This is a genomic window from Tessaracoccus sp. OH4464_COT-324, assembly GCF_003932855.1.
Lineage (GTDB): Bacteria > Actinomycetota > Actinomycetes > Propionibacteriales > Propionibacteriaceae > Arachnia.
Genome location: NZ_RQYZ01000016.1, coordinates 1 through 19,549, shown reverse-complemented (window position 1 = coordinate 19,549; position 19,549 = coordinate 1). Strand labels below are relative to the sequence as shown.

General features: G+C 69.5%; 20 protein-coding genes, 1 pseudogene and 1 riboswitch. Of the genes and pseudogenes, 11 read left to right on the top strand and 10 right to left on the bottom strand.

Features of this window, described 5'->3' with window-relative positions:
* Window positions 1–213: 213 nt before the first annotated feature.
* From EII42_RS09085 to EII42_RS09065, 5 genes and pseudogenes are all read right to left on the bottom strand, one after another.
* Complete coding sequence (locus tag EII42_RS09085; RefSeq protein WP_125171810.1) at window positions 214–1,443, bottom strand: CbiX/SirB N-terminal domain-containing protein; 1,230 nt, start codon at window positions 1,441–1,443, stop codon at window positions 214–216.
* On the bottom strand, window positions 1,443–3,866 hold the full coding sequence (cobJ, locus tag EII42_RS09080) for a precorrin-3B C(17)-methyltransferase (protein ID WP_125171809.1): 2,424 nt from the start codon (window positions 3,864–3,866) through the stop codon (window positions 1,443–1,445). The genes EII42_RS09085 and cobJ overlap by 1 nt, the downstream gene beginning before the upstream one ends.
* Entirely contained in the window at window positions 3,863–4,720 is an 858-nt protein-coding gene (gene cobM / locus EII42_RS09075; protein WP_125171808.1) for a precorrin-4 C(11)-methyltransferase, read from the bottom strand. Before cobM ends, cobJ begins: the two co-directional genes overlap by 4 nt.
* Entirely contained in the window at window positions 4,717–5,463 is a 747-nt protein-coding gene (gene cobI, locus EII42_RS09070; RefSeq protein WP_125171807.1) for a precorrin-2 C(20)-methyltransferase, read from the bottom strand. The genes cobM and cobI overlap by 4 nt, the downstream gene beginning before the upstream one ends.
* Window positions 5,464–5,489: 26 nt before the next feature.
* Window positions 5,490–5,622, bottom strand: a riboswitch (cobalamin riboswitch).
* A pseudogene (locus EII42_RS09065) lies at window positions 5,610–7,043 on the bottom strand (cobyric acid synthase); the annotation flags it as partial. Its footprint overlaps the riboswitch before it by 13 nt.
* A gap of 70 nt (window positions 7,044–7,113) precedes the next feature.
* Between EII42_RS09065 and cobO the strand changes: the two are divergent.
* Genes cobO through cobA form a run of 3 tightly spaced genes read left to right on the top strand, consistent with a single transcriptional unit; the run spans window position 7,114 to window position 9,784 of the window.
* Window positions 7,114–7,695: a cob(I)yrinic acid a,c-diamide adenosyltransferase gene (gene cobO / locus EII42_RS09060; RefSeq protein WP_125171806.1), complete on the top strand. Its 582-nt coding sequence runs from the start codon at window positions 7,114–7,116 to the stop codon at window positions 7,693–7,695.
* Window positions 7,689–9,044 (top strand): cobyrinate a,c-diamide synthase, encoded by a 1,356-nt coding sequence (locus EII42_RS09055; protein WP_125171805.1) that lies wholly within the window; start codon window positions 7,689–7,691, stop codon window positions 9,042–9,044. Before cobO ends, EII42_RS09055 begins: the two co-directional genes overlap by 7 nt.
* Complete coding sequence (gene cobA, locus EII42_RS09050; RefSeq protein WP_125171804.1) at window positions 9,041–9,784, top strand: uroporphyrinogen-III C-methyltransferase; 744 nt, start codon at window positions 9,041–9,043, stop codon at window positions 9,782–9,784. Before EII42_RS09055 ends, cobA begins: the two co-directional genes overlap by 4 nt.
* 46 nt (window positions 9,785–9,830) lie before the next feature.
* Here cobA and EII42_RS09045 read toward each other — a convergent pair whose 3' ends face one another.
* A complete protein-coding gene (locus tag EII42_RS09045; protein WP_125171803.1) occupies window positions 9,831–10,577 on the bottom strand; it encodes a cobalt-precorrin-6A reductase in 747 nt (248 codons plus the stop codon).
* Window positions 10,578–10,600: 23 nt separating this feature from the next.
* On the opposite strand from EII42_RS09045, the gene dtd reads away from it, so the two are divergent.
* A complete protein-coding gene (gene dtd / locus EII42_RS09040; protein WP_125171802.1) occupies window positions 10,601–11,041 on the top strand; it encodes a D-aminoacyl-tRNA deacylase in 441 nt (146 codons plus the stop codon).
* A 46-nt stretch (window positions 11,042–11,087) separates the two neighbouring features.
* Here dtd and EII42_RS09035 read toward each other — a convergent pair whose 3' ends face one another.
* The gene (locus tag EII42_RS09035) at window positions 11,088–11,525 is read right to left on the bottom strand and encodes a roadblock/LC7 domain-containing protein (RefSeq protein WP_125171801.1); all 438 of its coding nucleotides are present in this window, start codon (window positions 11,523–11,525) and stop codon (window positions 11,088–11,090) included.
* A gap of 215 nt (window positions 11,526–11,740) precedes the next feature.
* Here EII42_RS09035 and EII42_RS09030 point away from each other — a divergent pair, with 215 nt between their 5' ends.
* The 3 genes from EII42_RS09030 to EII42_RS09020 are packed head-to-tail and all read left to right on the top strand — an operon-like array spanning window position 11,741 to window position 15,022.
* Window positions 11,741–12,508: an OmpA family protein gene (locus EII42_RS09030; RefSeq protein WP_125171800.1), complete on the top strand. Its 768-nt coding sequence runs from the start codon at window positions 11,741–11,743 to the stop codon at window positions 12,506–12,508.
* Window positions 12,508–13,575 (top strand): hypothetical protein, encoded by a 1,068-nt coding sequence (locus EII42_RS09025; protein WP_125171799.1) that lies wholly within the window; start codon window positions 12,508–12,510, stop codon window positions 13,573–13,575. The genes EII42_RS09030 and EII42_RS09025 overlap by 1 nt, the downstream gene beginning before the upstream one ends.
* A 4-nt stretch (window positions 13,576–13,579) precedes the next feature.
* Window positions 13,580–15,022 carry an ATP-binding cassette domain-containing protein gene (locus EII42_RS09020; RefSeq protein ID WP_125171798.1) on the top strand — a complete coding sequence of 481 codons (1,443 nt, stop codon included), beginning with the start codon at window positions 13,580–13,582 and terminating at the stop codon, window positions 15,020–15,022.
* 89 nt (window positions 15,023–15,111) lie between these two features.
* Here the strand turns inward: EII42_RS09020 and EII42_RS09015 are convergent, their stop codons facing one another.
* On the bottom strand, window positions 15,112–15,483 hold the full coding sequence (locus EII42_RS09015) for a YccF domain-containing protein (RefSeq protein ID WP_125171797.1): 372 nt from the start codon (window positions 15,481–15,483) through the stop codon (window positions 15,112–15,114).
* 82 nt (window positions 15,484–15,565) lie between these two features.
* Between EII42_RS09015 and trmB the strand changes: the two genes are divergently transcribed.
* The 4 genes from trmB to EII42_RS08995 are packed head-to-tail and all read left to right on the top strand — an operon-like array spanning window position 15,566 to window position 18,323.
* Entirely contained in the window at window positions 15,566–16,276 is a 711-nt protein-coding gene (gene trmB, locus EII42_RS09010; protein WP_233558334.1) for a tRNA (guanosine(46)-N7)-methyltransferase TrmB, read from the top strand.
* Entirely contained in the window at window positions 16,273–17,079 is an 807-nt protein-coding gene (locus EII42_RS09005) for a tRNA pseudouridine(38-40) synthase TruA (RefSeq protein ID WP_125171795.1), read from the top strand. The genes trmB and EII42_RS09005 overlap by 4 nt, the downstream gene beginning before the upstream one ends.
* On the top strand, window positions 17,076–17,669 hold the full coding sequence (locus tag EII42_RS09000) for a class I SAM-dependent methyltransferase (RefSeq protein WP_125171794.1): 594 nt from the start codon (window positions 17,076–17,078) through the stop codon (window positions 17,667–17,669). The genes EII42_RS09005 and EII42_RS09000 overlap by 4 nt, the downstream gene beginning before the upstream one ends.
* Before the next feature lie 39 nt (window positions 17,670–17,708).
* Window positions 17,709–18,323: a superoxide dismutase gene (locus tag EII42_RS08995; RefSeq protein ID WP_125171793.1), complete on the top strand. Its 615-nt coding sequence runs from the start codon at window positions 17,709–17,711 to the stop codon at window positions 18,321–18,323.
* Window positions 18,324–18,411: 88 nt separating this feature from the next.
* Here the strand turns inward: EII42_RS08995 and EII42_RS08990 are convergent, their stop codons facing one another.
* Both EII42_RS08990 and EII42_RS08985 read right to left on the bottom strand, forming a co-directional pair.
* Window positions 18,412–19,074 (bottom strand): hypothetical protein, encoded by a 663-nt coding sequence (locus tag EII42_RS08990; RefSeq protein WP_125171792.1) that lies wholly within the window; start codon window positions 19,072–19,074, stop codon window positions 18,412–18,414.
* A 185-nt stretch (window positions 19,075–19,259) separates the two neighbouring features.
* Window positions 19,260–19,549 (bottom strand): tetratricopeptide repeat protein (locus EII42_RS08985; RefSeq protein WP_125171791.1); only part of this gene is annotated, 290 nt, incomplete at its 5' end.

The window sequence follows — 19,549 nt, the reverse complement described above, 5'->3', positions numbered from 1 at the left end:
GGAGGCTGTGGCGGCGGCGCGGTATTCCCCCCGGGCACTCGCCACCCTTGATGAGGCACGTTCCCAGGACGGTTCGCTGGCTGGGATCCAGACGTCGGGATGCTCACGTTGGGCAGGCTAGCAGCCGAGGGTGTCACTACCGGACGGTTCTTGACACTTTTTGTACGGCGTATGGGCGGTTCTTCCCCGGTGAGCCGCCCATCCGCCGAGAAATCAGCCCTGGAGAACCTTCAGCAGTTCGTCACGCACCCTGACGGAACGCCTGGGGTTGCGGTCGCCCACCACAGCCACCGTCAGGCCGCCGGCCGACGCCGTCGCCGGGGTAGCCGCCGAGCCCGCGACGGCGTTGTCGGCGCGCACGCAGAACGTGTGCGCGCGCTCCGCCTCCGCAGCCACCATCTCGTTGACAGCAGGATCGTTGCTCGCCGCCAGCACGTACCAGGCACCCGCCACGTCCTCGGCCCGCACCGCCCGACGCTCGACGGCGATCGCGCCGCTGGCGGCGAGCCGGCCTACCGCGATGCCCAGGTTAGGCGCCACCACCCGCACCTTCGCGCCCGAGGCGAGCAGGCGCGGGATACGCCGCGCGGCCACCGCCCCGCCGCCGACGACCAACACGTCGCGGCCCACGAGGCTGAGGCTGGTCATGTAACCCGGAGCGCCATCGGCCACGCCCTCCGCGTCCAGCTCTGCCGTGTAGCGATCAACGACCAGCTGCGCCAACTCGTCGCAGTCGCCGATCACCTCGGCGACACGCACCTCCACGTCCGGGTGCTGCTCCGCCCAAGCGCCCACCTGATCGAAGGTCCAGGTGCGCAGCTTGCCGGGGAACAGGAAGTGCTGCGCCACGACGATGCGCTGAGCGCCCGAGGCCTTGGCGGCGCTCAGCGCCTCCGGGATGGACGGACGCGACACCTGGATGAACGCGGGGTACACGCTGCCCAGTTCCGCTTCCTCCATGAGCGAGCGGGCCAGCCGGTAGTGCTCGGCGTTGGCGGCGGTGACGAGCGAGCCACGGCCCACCAGCACGCAGGCGGTGTCCTTGGAGCGCCAGTCGCCCAGCGCCTCGGCAACCCGCCGCTTCAGCGCACCGAGCAGCAGGGGGCTCGGCAGCAGCGGCGCCGCGTAGCACACGCGAGCCTCCCCGCGGCCCTCGTCGATCGACTCGGGGATGTCCTCGCGGACGTGACCACCCGTCGCGAGCATCAGCGGCACCAGCACCGCGTCCACCTCCCCCGTGATCTTTCGGTCCGCCACGGCCTCCGCGACGGCCTCCGCGATGCTGGGCTCGGCCAGCTCGACGAAGCCGAGCGTCACCTTGCTGCCCGGCAGTTTGGCGCGTACCCGCTCGACGAGCGCCCGGCACACCGCGACGCCCTCGGGGTCGCGGGAGCCGTGCGCGGCCACGATCAGCGGCACGTCGCCCACAAGTTGTGTAGTCATCAGCAGTTTCCTCCTTGAATCTTGCCCATCCACTGGTAGTCACGCGGGGTGACGATCCGCTCCTCGCCGCCGCCGGAGACAACCGGCTTCGTCGTCGAGGAGCCGACGATGACGATCGTGTGCATGTCCACCCACTCCGGCTGGAACTCGCCGATCGGCGCCCACCGGATGCGCTGCTTAGGCCGGAACGCCTCGTACACGGCCATCACCGGCACGTCGGCAGGCCGCTTCGCGCCCAGGATTTCCAGCGCGCGCGGCAGGTGCCGGGTGCGTTTGCGGGACCGGGGGTTGTACAGCACGGTCACGAAGTCGCCCTCCGCAGCCGCCTCCAGCCTGCGCTCGATGTCCTCCCAGGACGTGTGCAGGTCGGACAGCGAGATGGTCACGTGGTCGTGGCCGAGCGGCGCGCCCAGCAGCGCGGACGCGGCCAACTCAGCGGTCACGCCGGGGATGACGCGCACGTCGATGCCTTCGGTGCCCTGCTCCAGGGTGGGCGAGGCCATCGCGTAGATCGCGGGATCCCCCGAACAGACGAACGCGACGGCGTGGCCCTCGCGGGCGCGCTGGATGGCGTGCGCGGTGCGCTCCTCCTCGGTGCCCATCTTCGTGGCGTGCAGTTCGGCGTGGGGACTGACCAGATCCTTGATCTGGCGCACGTAGGGGATGTAGCCCACCACCACCGTGGCCGTCTCGATGGCCTGCTTGGCCATCGGGGTCAGCAGGTCCCGGTGACCGGGGCCCAGGCCCACGACGCGCAGCTCGCCGCGAGCGGGAACCCTGCCCACCGCGCAGGTGGCGTCGGGGCACTTGCGTTTCGGCACGATCAGCTCGGCGCCGTAGTTGATCACTGATGCCTCAGAGACGCTGGGCGTGCCCACCTCGCTGGCCACCACGTCGGACGGCGTCGGCACCTCGATCTCGGCCAGCTCGGCCGCCTCGTAGCAGATGTACGGCACGCCGAGATGTTTGGCCAGCCGCACCAGGCCGCCCTCGTGCGCCTTCACATCGACGCTGGTCAGCGCCGCCACGGAGTGCAGCGACAGCCCGGCCTCGGCGAGCGTCAGCTCCAGGTGGGCGCGCAGCACTTCCTCCGACGTGCCGCGGTTGCAGCCCATGCCCACCACGAGGGAACGCGGGTGCAGCACCACGCGCGGCAGGTCGGTGGGCTCCAGCAGGCTCTCCTCCCGGTCGGTGACCACAATCTGGGCTGCGACCTCGATGTCAGGCGCGGTGAAGACGTTCTTCGGCAGCGGCGGCAGCGGCCACAGCTGCTCGCGGACCACCTGGACGCCGCGGCCCTCCAGCATCGCCGCAGTGACGCCGGCCACGTCCCCGGAATGCGCCCAGCCGAGGGTGTCGAGCGCGGGCACGCCGAGCGAGTCGGTGGCGGTGGTGACCACCGCGGTAGCGCCCAGGTGTTCGGCCAGCTTCTCCGCCAGTTCGTTGGCGCCGCCGACGTGGCCGCCCACCAGGGGCACGACGAAGGTGCCGCCCTGGTCGATGACGACCACGCCAGGGTCGGTCTTCTTACTCTCCAGCAGCGGCGCGATGATGCGGGTGGTGGCGCCGAGCGCCAGGTGGGAGATCACGAGGTCGCACTCCTCGAAGGCCCGCTCCAGCCCCTCCGCCGCCGGCCCGTCGTAGATGCGGGTCTCGCCCAGCAGCTCGTCGATGCGGGCCGCGCGGCCGCGGCCATGCGAGCTGGAAACCACCTGCCCGACGGTGAGTTCCGCCAGCGGCGTGGTCGCCAGGCGTTCCCGCACCACCGTCGGGGCCGCGACGCGCCGCGGGCCGGTGACGGCCACGGCCTCGTCGTCCCAGTCGGCGTCGGGGTGCTTCTCCAACACGAGCACGACGTTGGGTTGGCGGACGTCCTCGACGGCGGCGAGCTCGTCGCCGGTGAGGATCTGCACCCGCTCATCGCTCTCCCCCAGGCGTTCGGCGAGCACGAAGGTGCGCTCCAGGCCGGCCAGAGGCTCGGTGAGGGCGCTCAGGGGCACGCGGTGGTCGGTCATCACCGCCACCTTCGAGTAGCGCTTCGCAGCCGCGACGGCGGGGTCGATGGGTCGGCCGTGTGCGGAGACCGTCACCGCGTCGTCCCAGGGCAGCCCGACGCGCGCGAACGCCTCCGCCACCGACGACGCCCGCGTGATCACCTTGGGCCGCAGCCCGGCGGAGCGCAGCTTGCGTACCACGCCGAACCACAGCGGGTCGCCGGAGGCGAGGATCACGACGTTGGTTTCTGCGGGCAGTTGGCGGATCTGCTCGACGGCGGGGGTCAGCGCGCCGAGCACGATCCGCTTGTCCTCGGGCACGCCCAACTCGTCGAGGTGGCGCCGCCCCCCGACCGCCACGTCGGCGGCGGCGACGGCGGCGCGCAGCTCATCGCCGGGGGCGCCCAGGTGTCCGTAGACAGTGATCATTGCTTGTCTCCATCGAGGTCGTAGGTGGTGGCGCCGTGTTCGCGAAGATCCTCGCGGGCCTCCTTCTCGGCGGCACGGTATTCGTGGCGGAAGCCGGGATGGTAGAGGTGGGAGCGTTTGGCGGCCCGACCCTCGGCGAGCGCGGGCCCGCACAGCACGATGGTGTGCTTCCAGAGCTTGTGCTCCTTCATCGTCGCCGACAGGTCCTTGAGCGGCACGCGCCACATTCGCTCGTCGGGCCAGGTGACGCGGTAGCCGATGATGCACGGTGTCTCCGGGTCGTAGCCGCCGTCGAGCAGCGCCTCCTGCAGCTGCTTGTTGCGGGCCGCCGAGAGGTAGATCGCCATGGTGGTGCCGTGCGCCGCGAAGGCCCGCACGTTCTCCTTCTCCGGCATGGGTGTGCGCCCGCCCTCCAGCCGAGTGAGGATCATCGACTGCGCCACCTCCGGCAGCGTGATCTCCTGGTCGGCGCGGGCCGCCGCCGCGGAGAAGGCGGAGATGCCGGGGATGGTTTCGGTGGGGATGCCGATCTGGTGGCACAGGTCGCGCTGCTCTGCGGTCGCGCCGTAGATGTCGGGGTCGCCGGTGTGGACGCGCGCCACCAGCAGCCGCTCGTCGCGTGCCCTGGTGTAGAGCGGCACGAGGTCCTCCAACGGGATCGACGCGGAGTCGATCACCTCCGCCTCAGGCTTGTGGTTCGCGATGATGCCGGGATGCACGAGCGACGAGGCCCAGATGATGATGTCGGCCTGGGCGATCACGCGCGAGCCGCGCAGGGTGATCAGGTCGTCGGCGCCCGGGCCGGCGCCCACGAACACCACGAGCCCCTTCGGGTCGTGTCTGAGTCCGCTCACAGTCTTCCTCCTGTTGTTGTGCGCTCGGGCGCGGAGAGCACCGTGCTGAAGTAGGGCGCGCGCGGATTAGCGTCGGCGAGCGCGACGATGGCCTCCGTGTCCAGGCCGAGGTCGGTGCCCAGCACGGCGGAGTCGAGCCTGCCCTGCCGCTCCAGCGCGGCGCGCAGCTGGGTCAGCTCCCGGCCGCCCTTGTAGATGACCACGGTGTCGGACACCTCGCACACCCGTTCCAGCGTCTCGACGCCCACGGTCCACGGCACCAGTGAGAGAACCTCCTGGCCTTCGGCGAGCGGGGTGCGGCTGCGCGCGGCGAGGGCCTGCATGGCGGTGATGCCGGGGATCACCTCGGGTTCGACGTCGACCCGGCTCGTCACCAGGTCGCACAGGTAGGAGAAGGTGGAGAACACGGAGGCGTCGCCCACCGTCGCGAACGCCACGGTGCGCGCGCCAGCTTCGAAGGCCGAGACGGCGGCGTCGGCGGACAGCTCCCAGGCGGTCGCGCGCTGCTCGCCGACCCCGCGGCGCTCGGCCATCGAGAACGGGATGCGCTCGATGGCGGCGGCCTTGTGTGGCAGGTGGCTGAGGACGATCTCCTCCGCGCGCCCGACGCTGCCCGCCCGGGCCTCGGTGCTGGGCACCAGGATCACGTCGGCCTCAGCCAACCGGTTGAGGGCTTTCACGGTCACGAGCTCGGGGTCGCCGGGGCCAACCCCCACGCCAATCAGCGCGCGCTTGCTCGTCATATGAGGCCTCCTTGGGTGTCTCGCCCGAGTGGTCTTGCCCAGCCCGGAAGTATCTGGCTCCCACGAGTTCGTGGTCACAGTGGCGGCACCGCTCCCGGATTCTCACCGGATTCCTTCGCTTCGGCTGGGTGGTCGCTGGCGGACAGTCTAGCCAGTTCCAGCAGCCTTTCCAGGTCCAGGTGGCGCTCGCAGGCGTCGGCGAGCGTGTCGATCATCCGCTCGCGGCGCTCGCCCATCGTCGGGGCGTCGGCGCTGGGACGCCATTCCGCGCCGCTGGCGGCGGCCACGTCGGCGAGGAAGGCTCGGCGGAAACCGTCGGATTCGAGTGAGCCGTGCAGCATGGTGCCCCACACGTTGCCGGCGCGTACCCCGTCGAGGAAAGGCTCCGCGCCGGGGTGAGGGGTGCACACGCCGTGGTGGATCTCGTAGCCGGACACCGGGTGCCCGCGCCAGCTGCTGGTGGCGCGCGCGACGATCTTCTCGGGATGGAAAGCGACGTCGATGGGCAGCAGGCCGAGTCCCCGGGCGCGGCCCTGGCCCTCAACGGGGTCGTCGATGTCGTGACCGAGCATCTGGAACCCGCCGCACACCGCGAACACCGGCGCGCCCTGGGCTCCGCGGCGCTCCAGGGCCTCCGCCAGGCCCTGTTCGCGCAGCCACGCCAGATCGCTCAGCGTGGAGCGGGACCCGGGCAGCACCGCCAGGTCGGCTGCGGCGACGACGCGCGGGTCGGTGGTGACCTGCACCGTAACTCCCGGCTCCTGCGCGAGCGCGTCGACGTCGGTGGCGTTGGAGATGCGCGGCAGGCGGATCACGGCGACCTTCAGCTCGTCCCCCGCGTCGCCCTCGGCGCGCCAGCGGCCGACGGTGAGCGTGTCCTCGCCGTCGAGCCAGACGCCGCGCAGCCAGGGCAGTGTGCCCAGGTGGGCGAGGCCGCAGCGGGCGGAGAGCTCCGCGAGCCCGGGCGCGAGGATGGTGTCGTCGCCGCGGAACTTGTTGATGATGTAGCCCGCGAGCAGGCGGCGGTCGTCGGGTTCGAGCAGCCCCCAGGTGCCGTAGATGGCGGCCAGCACCCCGCCGCGGTCGATGTCGCCGACGAGGATCACGGGCAGGTTGAAGTGGCGTGCGTGGCCCATGTTGACGTAGTCGCCGGCGCGCAGGTTGATCTCCGCGGGGCTGCCCGCCCCCTCGCACACGATCAGTTCGTGCCGCTCGGCCAGCTCGCGGTAGGCGGCGCGCGCGGCCTCGGCCAGATGGGCGCGGCCCGTCGCGTACTGGCCGGATTCGAGCACCCCGCCCGGCTGGCCGCGCAGCACGATGAAGCTGCGCCGATCCGAGCCGGGTTTCAGCAGCACCGGGTTCATGGCGGAGCTGGGTTCGACGCCGGCGGCGAGCGCTTGCAGATACTGGGCGCGCCCGATTTCGGCGCCGTCGGCGCACACCATCGAGTTGTTGCTCATGTTCTGCGCCTTGTAGGGCGCGACGTCGATGCCGCGCCGCTTAAAGGCGCGGCACAGGCCGGTCACCACCAGGGATTTGCCCGCATCCGACGAAGTACCGGCGATCAACATGCCAACCATGCGCACAGCCTAGCCGGGCGTCGCCGCGGCGCGGCCAGCGAGCCGCACGGCGCCGGAGGTCTATGCCAGTATTGGGCGCGTGACCGAAACGCACGCCAGCACCGCCGAGCTCCGCAACCAGCCGCTCGTGATCGTGCACACCGGGGATGGCAAGGGCAAAACCACCGCGGCCCTCGGGATCGCGCTGCGCACCTGGGCGGCTGGCGGCAGCGTCGGGGTGTTCCAGTTCGTGAAATCGGGCAGGTGGCGCGTCGGCGAGCAGCGCGCCTTCCAGGAGTTGGGCGAGCTGGGGCCGCGCGTGCAGTGGGAGGCGCTCGGCCAGGGCTGGTCGTGGATCCGCAGCCCGTTCTCCGAAGACCAGAAAGCCGAGGCCGCGCGCGCGGGCTGGCGCCACGTCGCGGAGGGCATCGCCGAGCAGCGCCACCAGCTGTGGCTGCTCGACGAGTTCACCTACCCCATGGCCTGGGGCTGGGTCGACCCGGCCGAGGTGATCGACACGCTGAGGGCGCGCCCCGGCAAGCAGCACGTGATCATCACGGGGCGACGCTGCCCCGAACCGGTGATCGAGTTCGCGGATCTGGTGACCGAGATGACGAAGATCAAGCACCCCTTCGACCGCGGCCAGCGCGGCCAGATTGGAATCGAATGGTGAAGCTCCCCCGCCTCATGATCGCCGCGCCCGCGTCGGGCCACGGCAAGACGATGCTGACCATCGGCCTGATGGGCGCGCTCAGCGCACGCGGGCTGAGCGTCGCCCCCAACAAGGTCGGCCCCGACTACATCGACCCCGGCTACCACGCGCTAGCCACGGGCCGAGTCTCGCGCAACCTCGACCCGGTGCTCACCTCTCCCGGTCTCGTCACGCAGCTGCTGCTGCGCGGGGCCACGCACCCGAATCGGGCCGACGTCGCGATCATCGAGGGCGTCATGGGGCTGTTCGACGGCAGGCTGGGCCGCGCGGGCGAGGGGTCCGCCGCCCACGTCGCGGCCCTCACCCGCACCCCGGTGGTGCTGTGCGCGGACGCCAGCCACACGTCGCGCACGATCGCGGCGACCGTGCTGGGCATCGCCACCTTCGACCCCCGGGTGCGGCTGGCCGGGGTGGTATTCAACAAGGTTTCCTCGCCGCGGCAGGCCGCGGAGATCCGCGACGCGATGGCCCGGGTTGACGTGCCCGTGCTGGGTTTCATCCCGCGCGATCCGAGCGTGGAGACCCCGTCGCGGCACTTGGGGCTGATCCCTGCCGAGGAGCGCCCGGAGGCCGCGGCCCAGTTGGCCGGGCTGGCGCGGCTCGTGGCGGAGCACCTGGACCTCGACGAGCTGCTGCGCCTGGCCGAGACCGCCGACGAGCTGACCGAGTCGCCGTGGGATCCGGCCGCCCAGGTGTCCCCGCCCAGCCCGGCTCGCCCCGTCGTCGCGCTGGCCGGGGGCCGCGCGTTCACGTTCCGTTACCCGGAGACCGCCGAGCTGCTCGCGGCGGGCGGCTGCGAGGTGGTGGAGTTTGATCCGACGTGCGACGCCCGGCTGCCGGAGGGCACGGCGGGCATCTACCTGGGGGGCGGTTTCCCCGAGGTGCACGCCGCCGAGCTGGCGGCCAACCGCAGCCTGCTCGACGACGTCGCGCGCGCGGTCGCCGACGGCGTGCCCACCGTCGCGGAATGCGCAGGAATGCTGTACCTGGGACGCGACATCGACGGCCAGCCGATGGCGGGCGCGCTGCCGATCTCGACGACGATGGGCCCGCGGCTCGCGATGGGCTACCGCGATGCCGTCGCCCAGCACGCCACCGTGCTGACGGAGCCGGGGTGGCGGGTCACCGGGCATGAGTTCCACCGCACCCGTGTCTCGGGCGATGTCAGCCCGGCCTGGGAGTTTGTCGGGGTCGGCACCGACGGTGTGGCCGCCGGCAGCGTGCACGCCTCCTACCTGCACACGCACTGGGCGGGTTGTCCCCAGCTTGCCCAACGGTTCATCAACGCTTGTCACGAAAGGACATCATGATGGAGTTCCTGCCCGGCACGGTCACCCTCGTGGGCGGCGGCCCCGGCGATCCGGATCTGCTCACCGTGGGCGGTTTGAAGGCGCTGCGCGCCGCCGACATCGTCTTCTACGATCGGCTGGCGCCGCTGGCCGCGCTCGACGAGTGTCGAGCGGGGGCGGAGCTGGTCGAGGTGGGCAAGGTGCCGCGCGGCGCCTGCACCCCGCAGGAGCGGATCAACGAGCTGCTGATCGAGGCCGCGCAGGCCGGCAAGATCGTGGTGCGGTTCAAGGGCGGCGACTCGTTCGTGTTCGGCCGCGGCGGCGAGGAGTGGGTGGCCTGCGCCGCCCACGGCATCCCGGTGCAGGTGATCCCGGGTGTGACCTCCAGCGTCGCGGCACCGGCTCTGGCGGGCATTCCGGTGACGCACCGCACGCTCACCCAGGGGTTCACGGTGGTGAGCGGGCACGTCGCGCCCGACGACGAGCGGTGCAGCGTGAACTGGTCGGCGGTGGCGCTGAGCAACACCACGATCGTCGTGCTGATGGGGGTGAAGTATCTGCCGGAGATCGTGGCGGCCCTCACCGCGGCCGGCCTCGACGGCGCCACCCCGGCTGCGGTGGTGGTGGAGGCGGCGAGCAGCGACATGAGTGTGTGGCGCTCCCCGCTGGCGGAGCTGCCGGCCGTGGCGCGCGCCGCGGACGTGCGCCCGCCCGCGATCACCGTGATCGGCGAGGTGACCCAGCCGGGGCTGCTGCCTTAGAGCCCGGCGCCGGGCGCGCGGGGGCTTTTCGCCCGGTTTGGGGATGCTATCGCGACTGGTTTTGGGCCGCGCGCCGCACCCAGTCGAGCGCGTCCGCCACGCTGGTGACCTCCTCGCCTGCGGTCTTGGGCCGCGCGATCATCACGACGCGCGCCCCGAGCTGGCGCGCGGCATCGAGCTTGGCGGCTGTTTCCTGGCCGCCGGAGTCCTTCGTGACCACCACCCCGACTCCCTCGTCGCGCAGCAGCGCCAGCTCGTCGGCGAGCGTGAAGGGGCCGCGGTCGCGCAGCAGCCGCCAGCCGTCGGGCAGCGCCACCTCGGGCGGGTCCACCACCCGGCAGATCACGCGACGCCCGGCCAGCTCCGGCAGGTATTCGGCGACGTTCAGCCGCCCGATGGTGAGCAGCACGGCCCCGGGTTGTTCGCTGGCGCGGCGGGCCGCCTCGCGGTGGTCGTTGACCCACAGCCAGCCGGGCGCGTCGGGGCGTTCGGCCCAGGAGTCCCGGGTCAGCCGCAGGTGGGGTGTGCCGGTCTTGGCGGCCGCGGCGTGGGCGTTGGCGGACATCGTGTCCGCGAAGGGGTGGGTGGCGTTGATGAGCAGCTCGACCCGCTCGCCCTCAAGGTATTCGACGAGCCCGGCCACTCCCCCGAAGTGGCCGACGCGCACGTCGCCAGGGGGCAGTGTGGCCCGCTTCGTTCGCCCGGCGAGGGAGGAGATCACCTGGTGCTCGCCCAGGAGCGCCTCGGCCAGCTGCCGGGCGGCGCGAGTGCCGCCCAGGATGAGGATCTTCACGCCCCAAAGCTACTCTAAGGCGCATGCGAATCGTCCTACAGCGTGCTCGCTCGGCGAGCGTCACCGTCGACGGCGAGGTCGTCGGCCAACTCCCCTCTCCCGGGCTGGTGCTGCTCGTCGGCATCACGCACGACGACACGCCCGAGGTCTGCGAGCGCGTCGCGCAGAAGATTTGGGGGCTGCGGATCCTGGCCGACGAGCGCTCCGCCAGCGATGTGGGCGCGCCGATCCTGGCGGTCAGCCAGTTCACGCTCTATGCCGACATCCGGAAGGGGCGCCGCCCGTCGTGGTCGAGGGCCGCGCCGGGAGCGGCGTCGGAGCCACTGTTTGAGCATTTCGTGGACGCGCTGCGCACGCTGGGCGCGCAGGTCGCCACCGGTCGCTTCGGGGCGATGATGGATGTCGCGCTGGTCAACGACGGGCCGGTGACCATCGTGCTGGACTCCGCCGAATTGGGTTTCTGAGGGTGGGCAGAGCCGGGCAACCAGCTGACCGCCCGGCCCGGCCCCGTCAGGCGCTTTCTCCGGCCGGCTCGGCGGGCTCGTCCTCGTCGAGGGACAGGATCTGTTTGATCTCCACCGCGGCGGCGCGCGCCTCGACCCGCATCAACCCCAGGTTGGACCGCGAAGGGCCCGTGAAAACAAGCACCACGTCCGAACCGGCCGAGTAAACCACCAAGTGACCGCGCTCACCGTAGATGACCGCCTCGCGCAACTCGCCCAGGTTGGAGCGCTCCGTGATGCGGTTGCCCAGGCCGAGCGCGGTCGCGGCCATCGCGGCCATCCGCTCGGCGTCTTCCTCCGGGAAATCGTGTGCAATGGCCAAGCCGTCTATCGAGGCAACCATCACGCCGTACAACTCCGGCACGTGCTCGCGCAGCTGGGCCACTACGCGCCTGAGCTCTTCAGTTTTCTTCTCCCGCCGCTGGGCAACGTTCAAGACGGTCATGGTCTCCTCAACTCTCGGGCCCCCTGGGCCGACGCTGGCCAACCTTAGGCAGCAGTCTTTTCGCCAGACAGCCTATAACCACAGGGGGGCCTCGGCGCCAGAAGCGCGCGCTTTTGCTGTAACTTTGCACCAGTTAGCACCCGGTAAACGATAACGTTTACAGGGCGGCTGCTGTTTGCCCACGTTCAAGCGCACCGTCAAGCGAAGGAAGTGACATGCCCAGTTCTGCACCGAAGGGGCTCATCGGGGTTGCCGCCCTGGCTCTTGTCGCGAGCATAGGGTTCGGGTCGTGGGCGGTTGCCTCCAGCCTGCAGCACCACATGGACGACTCGGCGAAGGCCGCGCTGATCTCGGCGAACCTGGACGCGACGGTGTCCGCCGTCGGGCGTGACCTGTACGTCTCCGGCTCCGACTCGCAGCAGGCCAGGGAGCTGCTGCAGCAGCTGCCGGGGGTTGCTGAGGTGCACGTGAGCGCCCCGGCCGCGCCGCCGTCGAGCGATCCGTCGTCCGATCCCGCCACGAGCCAGGCGACGCCGTCAGTGAGCGCCTCGGCCGACGTGTCGCCGCCTCCCGCTCCGCCCACCTCCCAGGTGGCGACGCCGTCGCCGCCCCCCAGCCCCTCCCCCAGCCCGACCCCCGTTGATGTGCCCACGTTCCAGCCCATCCGCTTCGAGGGCGGCACCAGTGACCTGGCGGGCGGCAGCGACGTGGTGAACAAGGCTGCGGCCTTCCTCAAGCAGCATCCCGGCTACGTGGTGGTGCTCACCGGGCACACCGACAACGGCAAGACGCGCCCGGCACGCCTGGAGCTCGGCCTGGCTCGGGCGACGTCGGTGAAGCAGGCCCTCGTCGCGAAGGGAGTTCCCGAAGCTGCGATCCGGCTGGCATCGGAGGCTGACGATAAACCGGTGGCGGACAACGCCACCAAAGAGGGCCGGGCGCTCAACCGACGCGTCGAGATCCTGATTGTTGAGGAGAACTGATGTTTGACGCTTTTTCCCTCGTTTGGTTGCAGATCGCGGTCTTCGGGGCGGGGTGTGCACTCGTCGGCGCTGTGCTCGGTTGGGTGATTGGGCGCGCGAAGGTGGGCGGCCTCAAGCGGGAGCTGGCTCAGCAGGCCACCGCCCAGGCCGCCCAGCTGGCCCGGGCGGAGTCGACGATCACGGAGGCCCGCTCGGCGCACACAGCGTTGCTGGCGGAGCGCAACAAGGCGCTCGCGGAGACCGAGCGGGCGCTGGCGGACGCCGAGTCGGAGCAGACCCGCTCCCGTGCGCTGGAGAAGGCGCTCGCCGAGGCCCGCATGGATCCCCGGCTGGACGAGCTCTCGGCGGAGGCCTCCCAGGCCCGGGCCGAGGCTGATCAGGCCAGGGAGGACGCCGAACTCGCGCACGCCGAGTCCACGCAGCGGGCGGAACGGATCGCCGAGCTGGAGACCGAGGCGGAAAAGCTCGCCGGAGACATCGAGCAGCTGCGTGCGACAGTTGAGGAGCGGGCAAACGAGCTGGCCGAGGCGCAGCAGCTGGCCGAGGCGCGGGCGAACGAGTTGGCCCAGGCCCAGTCCAGCGTGACGGAGCACGAGGCCCTGCTCGCCAAGCTCACCGCCGAGGCGGAGGAGCAGGCCGCGCAGCTGGCTGAGGCCAGGGCCGAGGCGGAGAAACAGCGGTCGGCTGCCGACGCCCGGCAGGCGGAGGTGAGCGAGTTGCAGGCGGAGGCTGAGCGGCTCGCCGACGAGCTACAGCAGCTGGAAGAGCTGAGCGTCGAGGCGCACCAGTTGCGCGAGGACGCGGAGCTGGCCATCGCCGAGCACGACGAGTTGGCCAGCCGGTTCGACAAGGTGGAGCAGCAGCTCGCCCAGCTGGAGACGGGATCGCTGTCGGCCTGGGACCGGACCGTGCCAAGATTGGAACGTTTGGTTGCTAGGCTCCGCGGCGAGAATCGGGCCAATGTCGAGCAGCTGTGGACGGCGAAAGCCACAATGGAGAGCCAGGCCCTTGAAATCGAGAGCCTACGGTCTTCATTGAAGAAGAAGCGACGTCAAGCGGGAGTATGAGCCGATGATTCACGAAAGCGGGCAGGCCATGGAGCAGCCTCTCCTCCGCGTTTCCGGGTTGCGCAAATCGTATGACAACAAACAGGTCCTGAGCGGCGTCGAGTTCGAGCTGCGCCCGGGCGAGGTGTTGGGCCTCGTCGGGCAGAACGGCGCGGGCAAGTCCACGCTGGCCCACCTCCTGGCCGGAACGGATGGCTACGACGAGGGCACCATCGAATGCGCCGACTCCCGGGAACGCTTTGTGAGCCTCATCGAGCAGCGCACGAGCATCCCGAACGGCCTGAGCGTCATGGAGGCGCTGTTCCGCAAGCGCGACACCACGGATGTGCCGTTCGAGGATCTGCTGCGCACGGCGCGACTGGCGCTGTTCCAGACCGGCATCGCGCTGGATCTGGAGGAGCAGGTGGAGAGCCTCAGCGCCTACGACAAGCGGCTGCTTGAGGTGGTGCGCATCCTCGCCGACCCGCATCCCGTCACCGTGATGGACGAGGTGGGCGAGGTATTCAACGCCCGCGAGAAGGAGGATCTGCACTTCGCGTTGAAGCGGTGCACGGAGAACCAAGGAGCGGTGGTTTACATCACCCATAACCTGGCGGACGCGCTGCAGGTGTGCGACCGCATAGCGGTGCTGCGCGATGGCGTGATCAGCAAGATCCTGGAGGCGGGGAGCACCACGGAGGAGGAGCTCAGCGAGGCCATCTACGACCGGGTGTTCGAGGTGCGCGAGCGGCAGAGCCACGCCACCGAGGATGTGGTGTTGAGTGTGCGCTCCCCCGGTGGCCAGGGCACCCGGGTGTCCTTCGATCTGCATCGCGGCGAGGTGCTCGGTTTCATCGGCTCGCGCGCGTCGGGCGTGGAGGAGCTGTTCCGGGCGCTGAACGGGAAGACGCCGTGCGAGGCGCTCACGTTCTACATGGCCGACGAGTGGTTCCAGATCACGACGCCAAGCGACGCGACGATGCATCGCATCGGCATCCTGACGGGTTTGGACGACGACGACGCGGAGGAGTTTTTCGCCCGCAACCTGATGATCGGCTCCAGCGTGGCGAATGACCGCGAGGTGCTGTTCGCGAAGCAGATCCTCATGATGATCCGCGACAGCGAGCAGATGAGCCGTCGGCTGTTGCGCAACGGGCTCTCCCATGGGCAGCACCGTCGGCGGGTGCTCACCGAGCAGGTGGCGACGGAGGCGACGGTGCTGGTGTTGAGTAACCCGACGCATTCGCTGGATCTGGCGGCGCAGGAGGAGTTCTGGCAGAGCATTGAGGAGCGCACCGCGGCGGGGCTGGCGGTGATCCTGTTCAGCTCCAACGAGGCGGAGTTGCAGCGCAACTGCGACCGCCTGATCGTGCTGCGCGAGGGCAAGGCGGTGGAGACGTGGAATCCGGCCACCACCCCGCTGACCCGTTTCCAGGACGTGACTCGGGAGATGGTGGTGACCGCTTGACGCCGGGCGCGTTCCGCGTCGGGCCCGGCCCGTGTGCTGATGCTCCCCGCGCCGGCGGCGCTTCCGCGAGCCCGGCCTAGGCGGGAAGCCTAGGCGGAGACGATCCGCTTGCCGAAGGGGAAGCAGCTCACGGGGATCAGCTTGATGCTGACTACCGCGTTCGCGATGCCGACGATGGTGAGGGTCTGCGCGAGGGCGGCGGCTACGTGCAGCAGCGCCAGCACCCAGCCGATCAGCACGAACCAGACGAGGTTCAGGATGCGGGCACCTGCGCCGTAGCCGGGCTTCTTGACGGCTTTCTTGCCGAAGGGCCACAGCACCAGCTTGGCCATGCGCATGGCGGCGAGGCCGACGGGGATGGTGATGATCGGGATGCAGCTCAGGATGCCGACAATGAAGTAGGCCAGCGCCAGCCAGATGCCGCCCAGCAGCAGCCAGATGATGTTCAGTAGGGTTCGCATGTTGCCTCCTTGCTCGGTGCTTCTCAGCCTACCCAGCCGCGCAATTCCCGGCGCCCCGGTGCGCCGGGATAGGGTGTCTTCCGTGTCCGATTCCCCCAAGCGCAGCATCGTCAGTTTCGTGCGCCGCAGCTCCCGCATGAACGAGTCCCAGCGCGCCGCCCTGGCCCGCCACGGTGGCCGGTTCGTCGTGCCGGTGGCGTCCGGGGAGCTGAGCACGAGCCTGGCGCCGGGGGTGAGCGTGGACTGGGCGGCGGAGTTTGGCCGGGATGCGCCGCTGGTGGTGGAGATCGGTTCGGGCACGGGTGATTCGCTGGTGCCGATGGCGGCGGGCCGGCCGGGCTGCAACGTCGTCGCGTTCGAGGTGTTCGAGCGGGCGGTGGCGTCGACGGTGGGTCGGCTGGCGCGCGATTCGGTGACGAATGTGCGGCTGGTGATGGCCGACGGCGCGCAGGGGTTGGCGCAGTTGTTTCCGGATTCCTCGGTGAGTGAGCTGTGGACGTTCTTCGCCGACCCGTGGCACAAGGCGCGCCACCACAAGCGGCGGCTGGTGTCGCGCGCGTTCGGGTCTGTGGTGGCGGCGAAGCTGGCGCCGGGCGGGCTGTGGCGGCTAGCCACCGACTGGGAGGATTACGCGCTGTGGATGCGCGAGGAGCTGGACGATCATCCGGGGCTGGTGAACGTGCACGGCGGCTGGGCGCCGCGGCTGGCGGAGCGGCCGGTGACGAAGTATGAGGCGCGGGGCCTGGCGGCGGGCCGCACGGTGTTCGATCTGACCTATGCGAGGCGGGCGTGAGGCTGCGGATCGATCTCGCCTACGACGGCGCGGGTTTCCACGGGTGGGCACGCCAGCCGGGGCTGCGCACGGTGCAGGGCGAGTTGGAGGGTTGGATCACGCGCGTGCTGCGGCTGCCCGCCCCGGCCGAGTTGACCGTCGCGGGCCGCACGGACGCGGGCGTGCATGCGCGCGGGCAGGTGGCGCACCTGGATGTGGGGCTCGACGATGCGGCGGCCCTGCTGGCGCGTCGCCTGCCGCGGGTGCTGCCCACAGACCTGGTGGTGCATCGGGTGGGGGTGGCGCCGCCGGGGTTCGATGCGCGGTTCAGCGCGATCTGGCGGCGGTACTGCTACCGGGTGTTGCCGGGCGACGAGGTGGCGGATCCGCTGCTGGCGAACCACGTCGTCGGGTTGCGGCATCCGCTGGATGTGGGGTTGCTGAACGAGGTGGCGGGGCTGTTGACGGGATTGCGCGATTTTGCGCCGTTCTGCCGGCCGCGTCCCGGGGCGACGACGATCCGCGATCTGCGGGAGCTGCGGGCGACGCGGCGGCCGGATGGGGTGGTGGAGATTCACCTGTTGGCGGACGCGTTTTGCCATTCGATGGTGCGCTCGCTGGTGGGGGCGCTGACCTGGGTGGCAGGCGGCCGTCGGGATGTGGCGTGGCTGGAGCGGGTGGCGGCGCACCGAGCGCGGCACAATGAGGTGGTGGTGATGCCGGCGCGTGGGCTGGTGTTGGAGGAGGTCGGCTATCCGGCCGACGACGAGTTGGCCGCGCGCGCGGTGGCGGCGCGGGCGGTGCGGGAGTTGGAGGACAGGTGAGTCATTATTTCGTCACCGATGGTCGGCCGCTGGAGCGGCGCGAGATCCGCGCGACGGTTTTCGGCCACGAGCTGGTGTTCACGACGGCGCAGGGCGTGTTCTCGGGTTCCAGGCTGGATCCGGGCACGGGGGTGCTGTTGCGCGAGATCGACCCGCCCGCGGAGGGTCATCTGCTGGATTTGGGCTGCGGTTTCGGGCCGATCGCGGTGGGGCTGGCGGTGGCGTCGCCGCGGGTGACGGTGGCGGCGGTGGACGTCAACGAGAACGCGTTGCAGCTGACCCGGGAGAACGCGGCCAGGCACGGCGTGGCGGATCGGGTGAGCGTCGGGGTGTCGGCGGAAGGCCCGTTTGACGAGATCTGGTCGAATCCGCCGATTCGGATCGGCAAGGAGGCGCTGCACGAGCTGCTGCTGGGGTGGCTGCCGAAGCTGAAGCGCGACGGCGTCGCGTGGCTGGTGGTGAGCAAGAATCTGGGCGGCGATTCGCTGGCGCGGTGGCTGGGCGAGCAGGGCTGGCCGACGGTGCGGGTGGCCAGCTCGAAGGGGTTCCGGATTCTCAAGACCACTTGGCCCGCGCCGGAAACCCCTTAGGATGGGGTGGCATCGGAACACTTGCGAAAGGATCTGTCCATGACTTACGTCCTGCCCGACCTCGACTACGACTACGGCGCCCTGGCCCCGCACATCGCGCCGGAGATCATGGAGCTGCACCACGGCAAGCACCATGCCGCCTACGTCGCGGGCCTGAATGCCGCGCTGGAGCAGCTGGCGGAGGCGCGCGCGAAGGGTGAGCTGGGCTCCGTCGGGAAGCTCGCCAAGGATGTGGCGTTCAACCTGGGCGGCCACATCAACCACTCGGTGTTCTGGAAGAACATGTCGCCCGACGGCGGCGGCCGCCCGGAGGGGGAGCTGGCGAGCGCCATTGACGAGTTCTTCGGCGGCTTCGAGGGTTTCCAGAAGCAGTTCAACGCCACCGCGACGTCCATTCAGGGCTCCGGCTGGGCCATCCTCGCCTGGGACACCCTGGGCGGGCGGCTGCTCGTGCACCAGCTGTACGACCAGCAGAACAACCTGCCGGCGTCGCAGCTGCCGCTGCTGCAGCTGGACATGTGGGAGCACGCCTTCTACCTGCAGTACAAGAACGTGAAGCCCGACTATGTGGCCGCCTGGTGGAACGTCGTGAACTGGGCGGATGTCGCGCAGCGGTTCGAGAAGGCGCGGGCCGCGGCGACGGCCTTGGCCTGAGCGGCCTTCGACGGGGCGGGTGCTTGAGCGCCCACCCCGTCATATTCCAATATTTGACCCGACTGGATAAGTTCTCCAATGGACAACGTCAGCTGCATTCAAGCTTCCAGCGCTCGTCCCCTATGACCACCGGCTTTTCCCAATCTTCCATTCCGTCGATCGCCCCTCTAGCGCTAGCTAAGGCTTGCTCCAAATTCAGGCCGTTCCACAGCCCTTCGTACATGGCTTTTGCATGCTCCCTCGCCTGCGCATCGGTGAGCCTATCGGGCCAACACACAATCGCCTTGGCCCACCCCTCAAGGATCCCTGCTAGCTTAAGCGATTCACACCCATTTAATACCAACAATTCAGAACGGCTGATGGATCTAGTAAACTGTTCAGCAACTCTTTCATACGACAGACAATGAGATCCTCCTCCCTTCGACAGGAAAACGCCTCCGTAGGCTGAATGAAAAGCAAAATGCCTAATTCGGGCGACGCAACAGTTCAGCACCACAGTCAGCTTGTCATAGTCTATGCAAGCATGCTCGAAACATCGACGGTACCCGAAGAGCGATCTAATATCCCTGAGTTCTTCGATAAATCTATTACCATTGGCGCTAGAGTCACCGAGCAGTACGTGAATTACCACCTCGGGAGGGTCGGTCATCCGGAAGGAGGGTCGGCCGACGGATTCTTGGTTAATGCTTCCCTTGGAGAAGCTTCTTGCAGGTATAAACAGTCCGTTGAAGGACGAGGCCCAGTCCACCATCCACCACCATCAAGTCACATTGAGGCCCTGGAAAGCTGGCAGATTTTCTGGCGAATGGCATCCGGCAAATTTAGCCAACCACATTGCCTAACAACCTGCCAAGAATACGCTCTCATTGAAACACTTTCAGACAACGAAACATCCCGCATAATCCGCGTAGCATTCACCCCAACCTGCCAGGACTGTCACCATCGCTTTTTCTCTTCCGCCAATCGGTCAAGCAGATTCTTGGTGGCTTCTGAACGTTCCTCAACGGCTGGGCTGCCGCCTTCGCCCGACCGCTCGACTAGCTCCGCTGCTTCCTCGGCCGCCTTCAACGCACCAACCCGATCCCCACAATCCCCCAAGGAAGCGCCCAGGTTGTTCAACGCCATCGCCAGCTCTGCCTCGAACGCCCCCGGCACCCGCGCCACCAAACCCCGCCAGCTCTCCACCGCCTCCTCGGCCACCTTCAACGCACCAACCCGATCCCCAC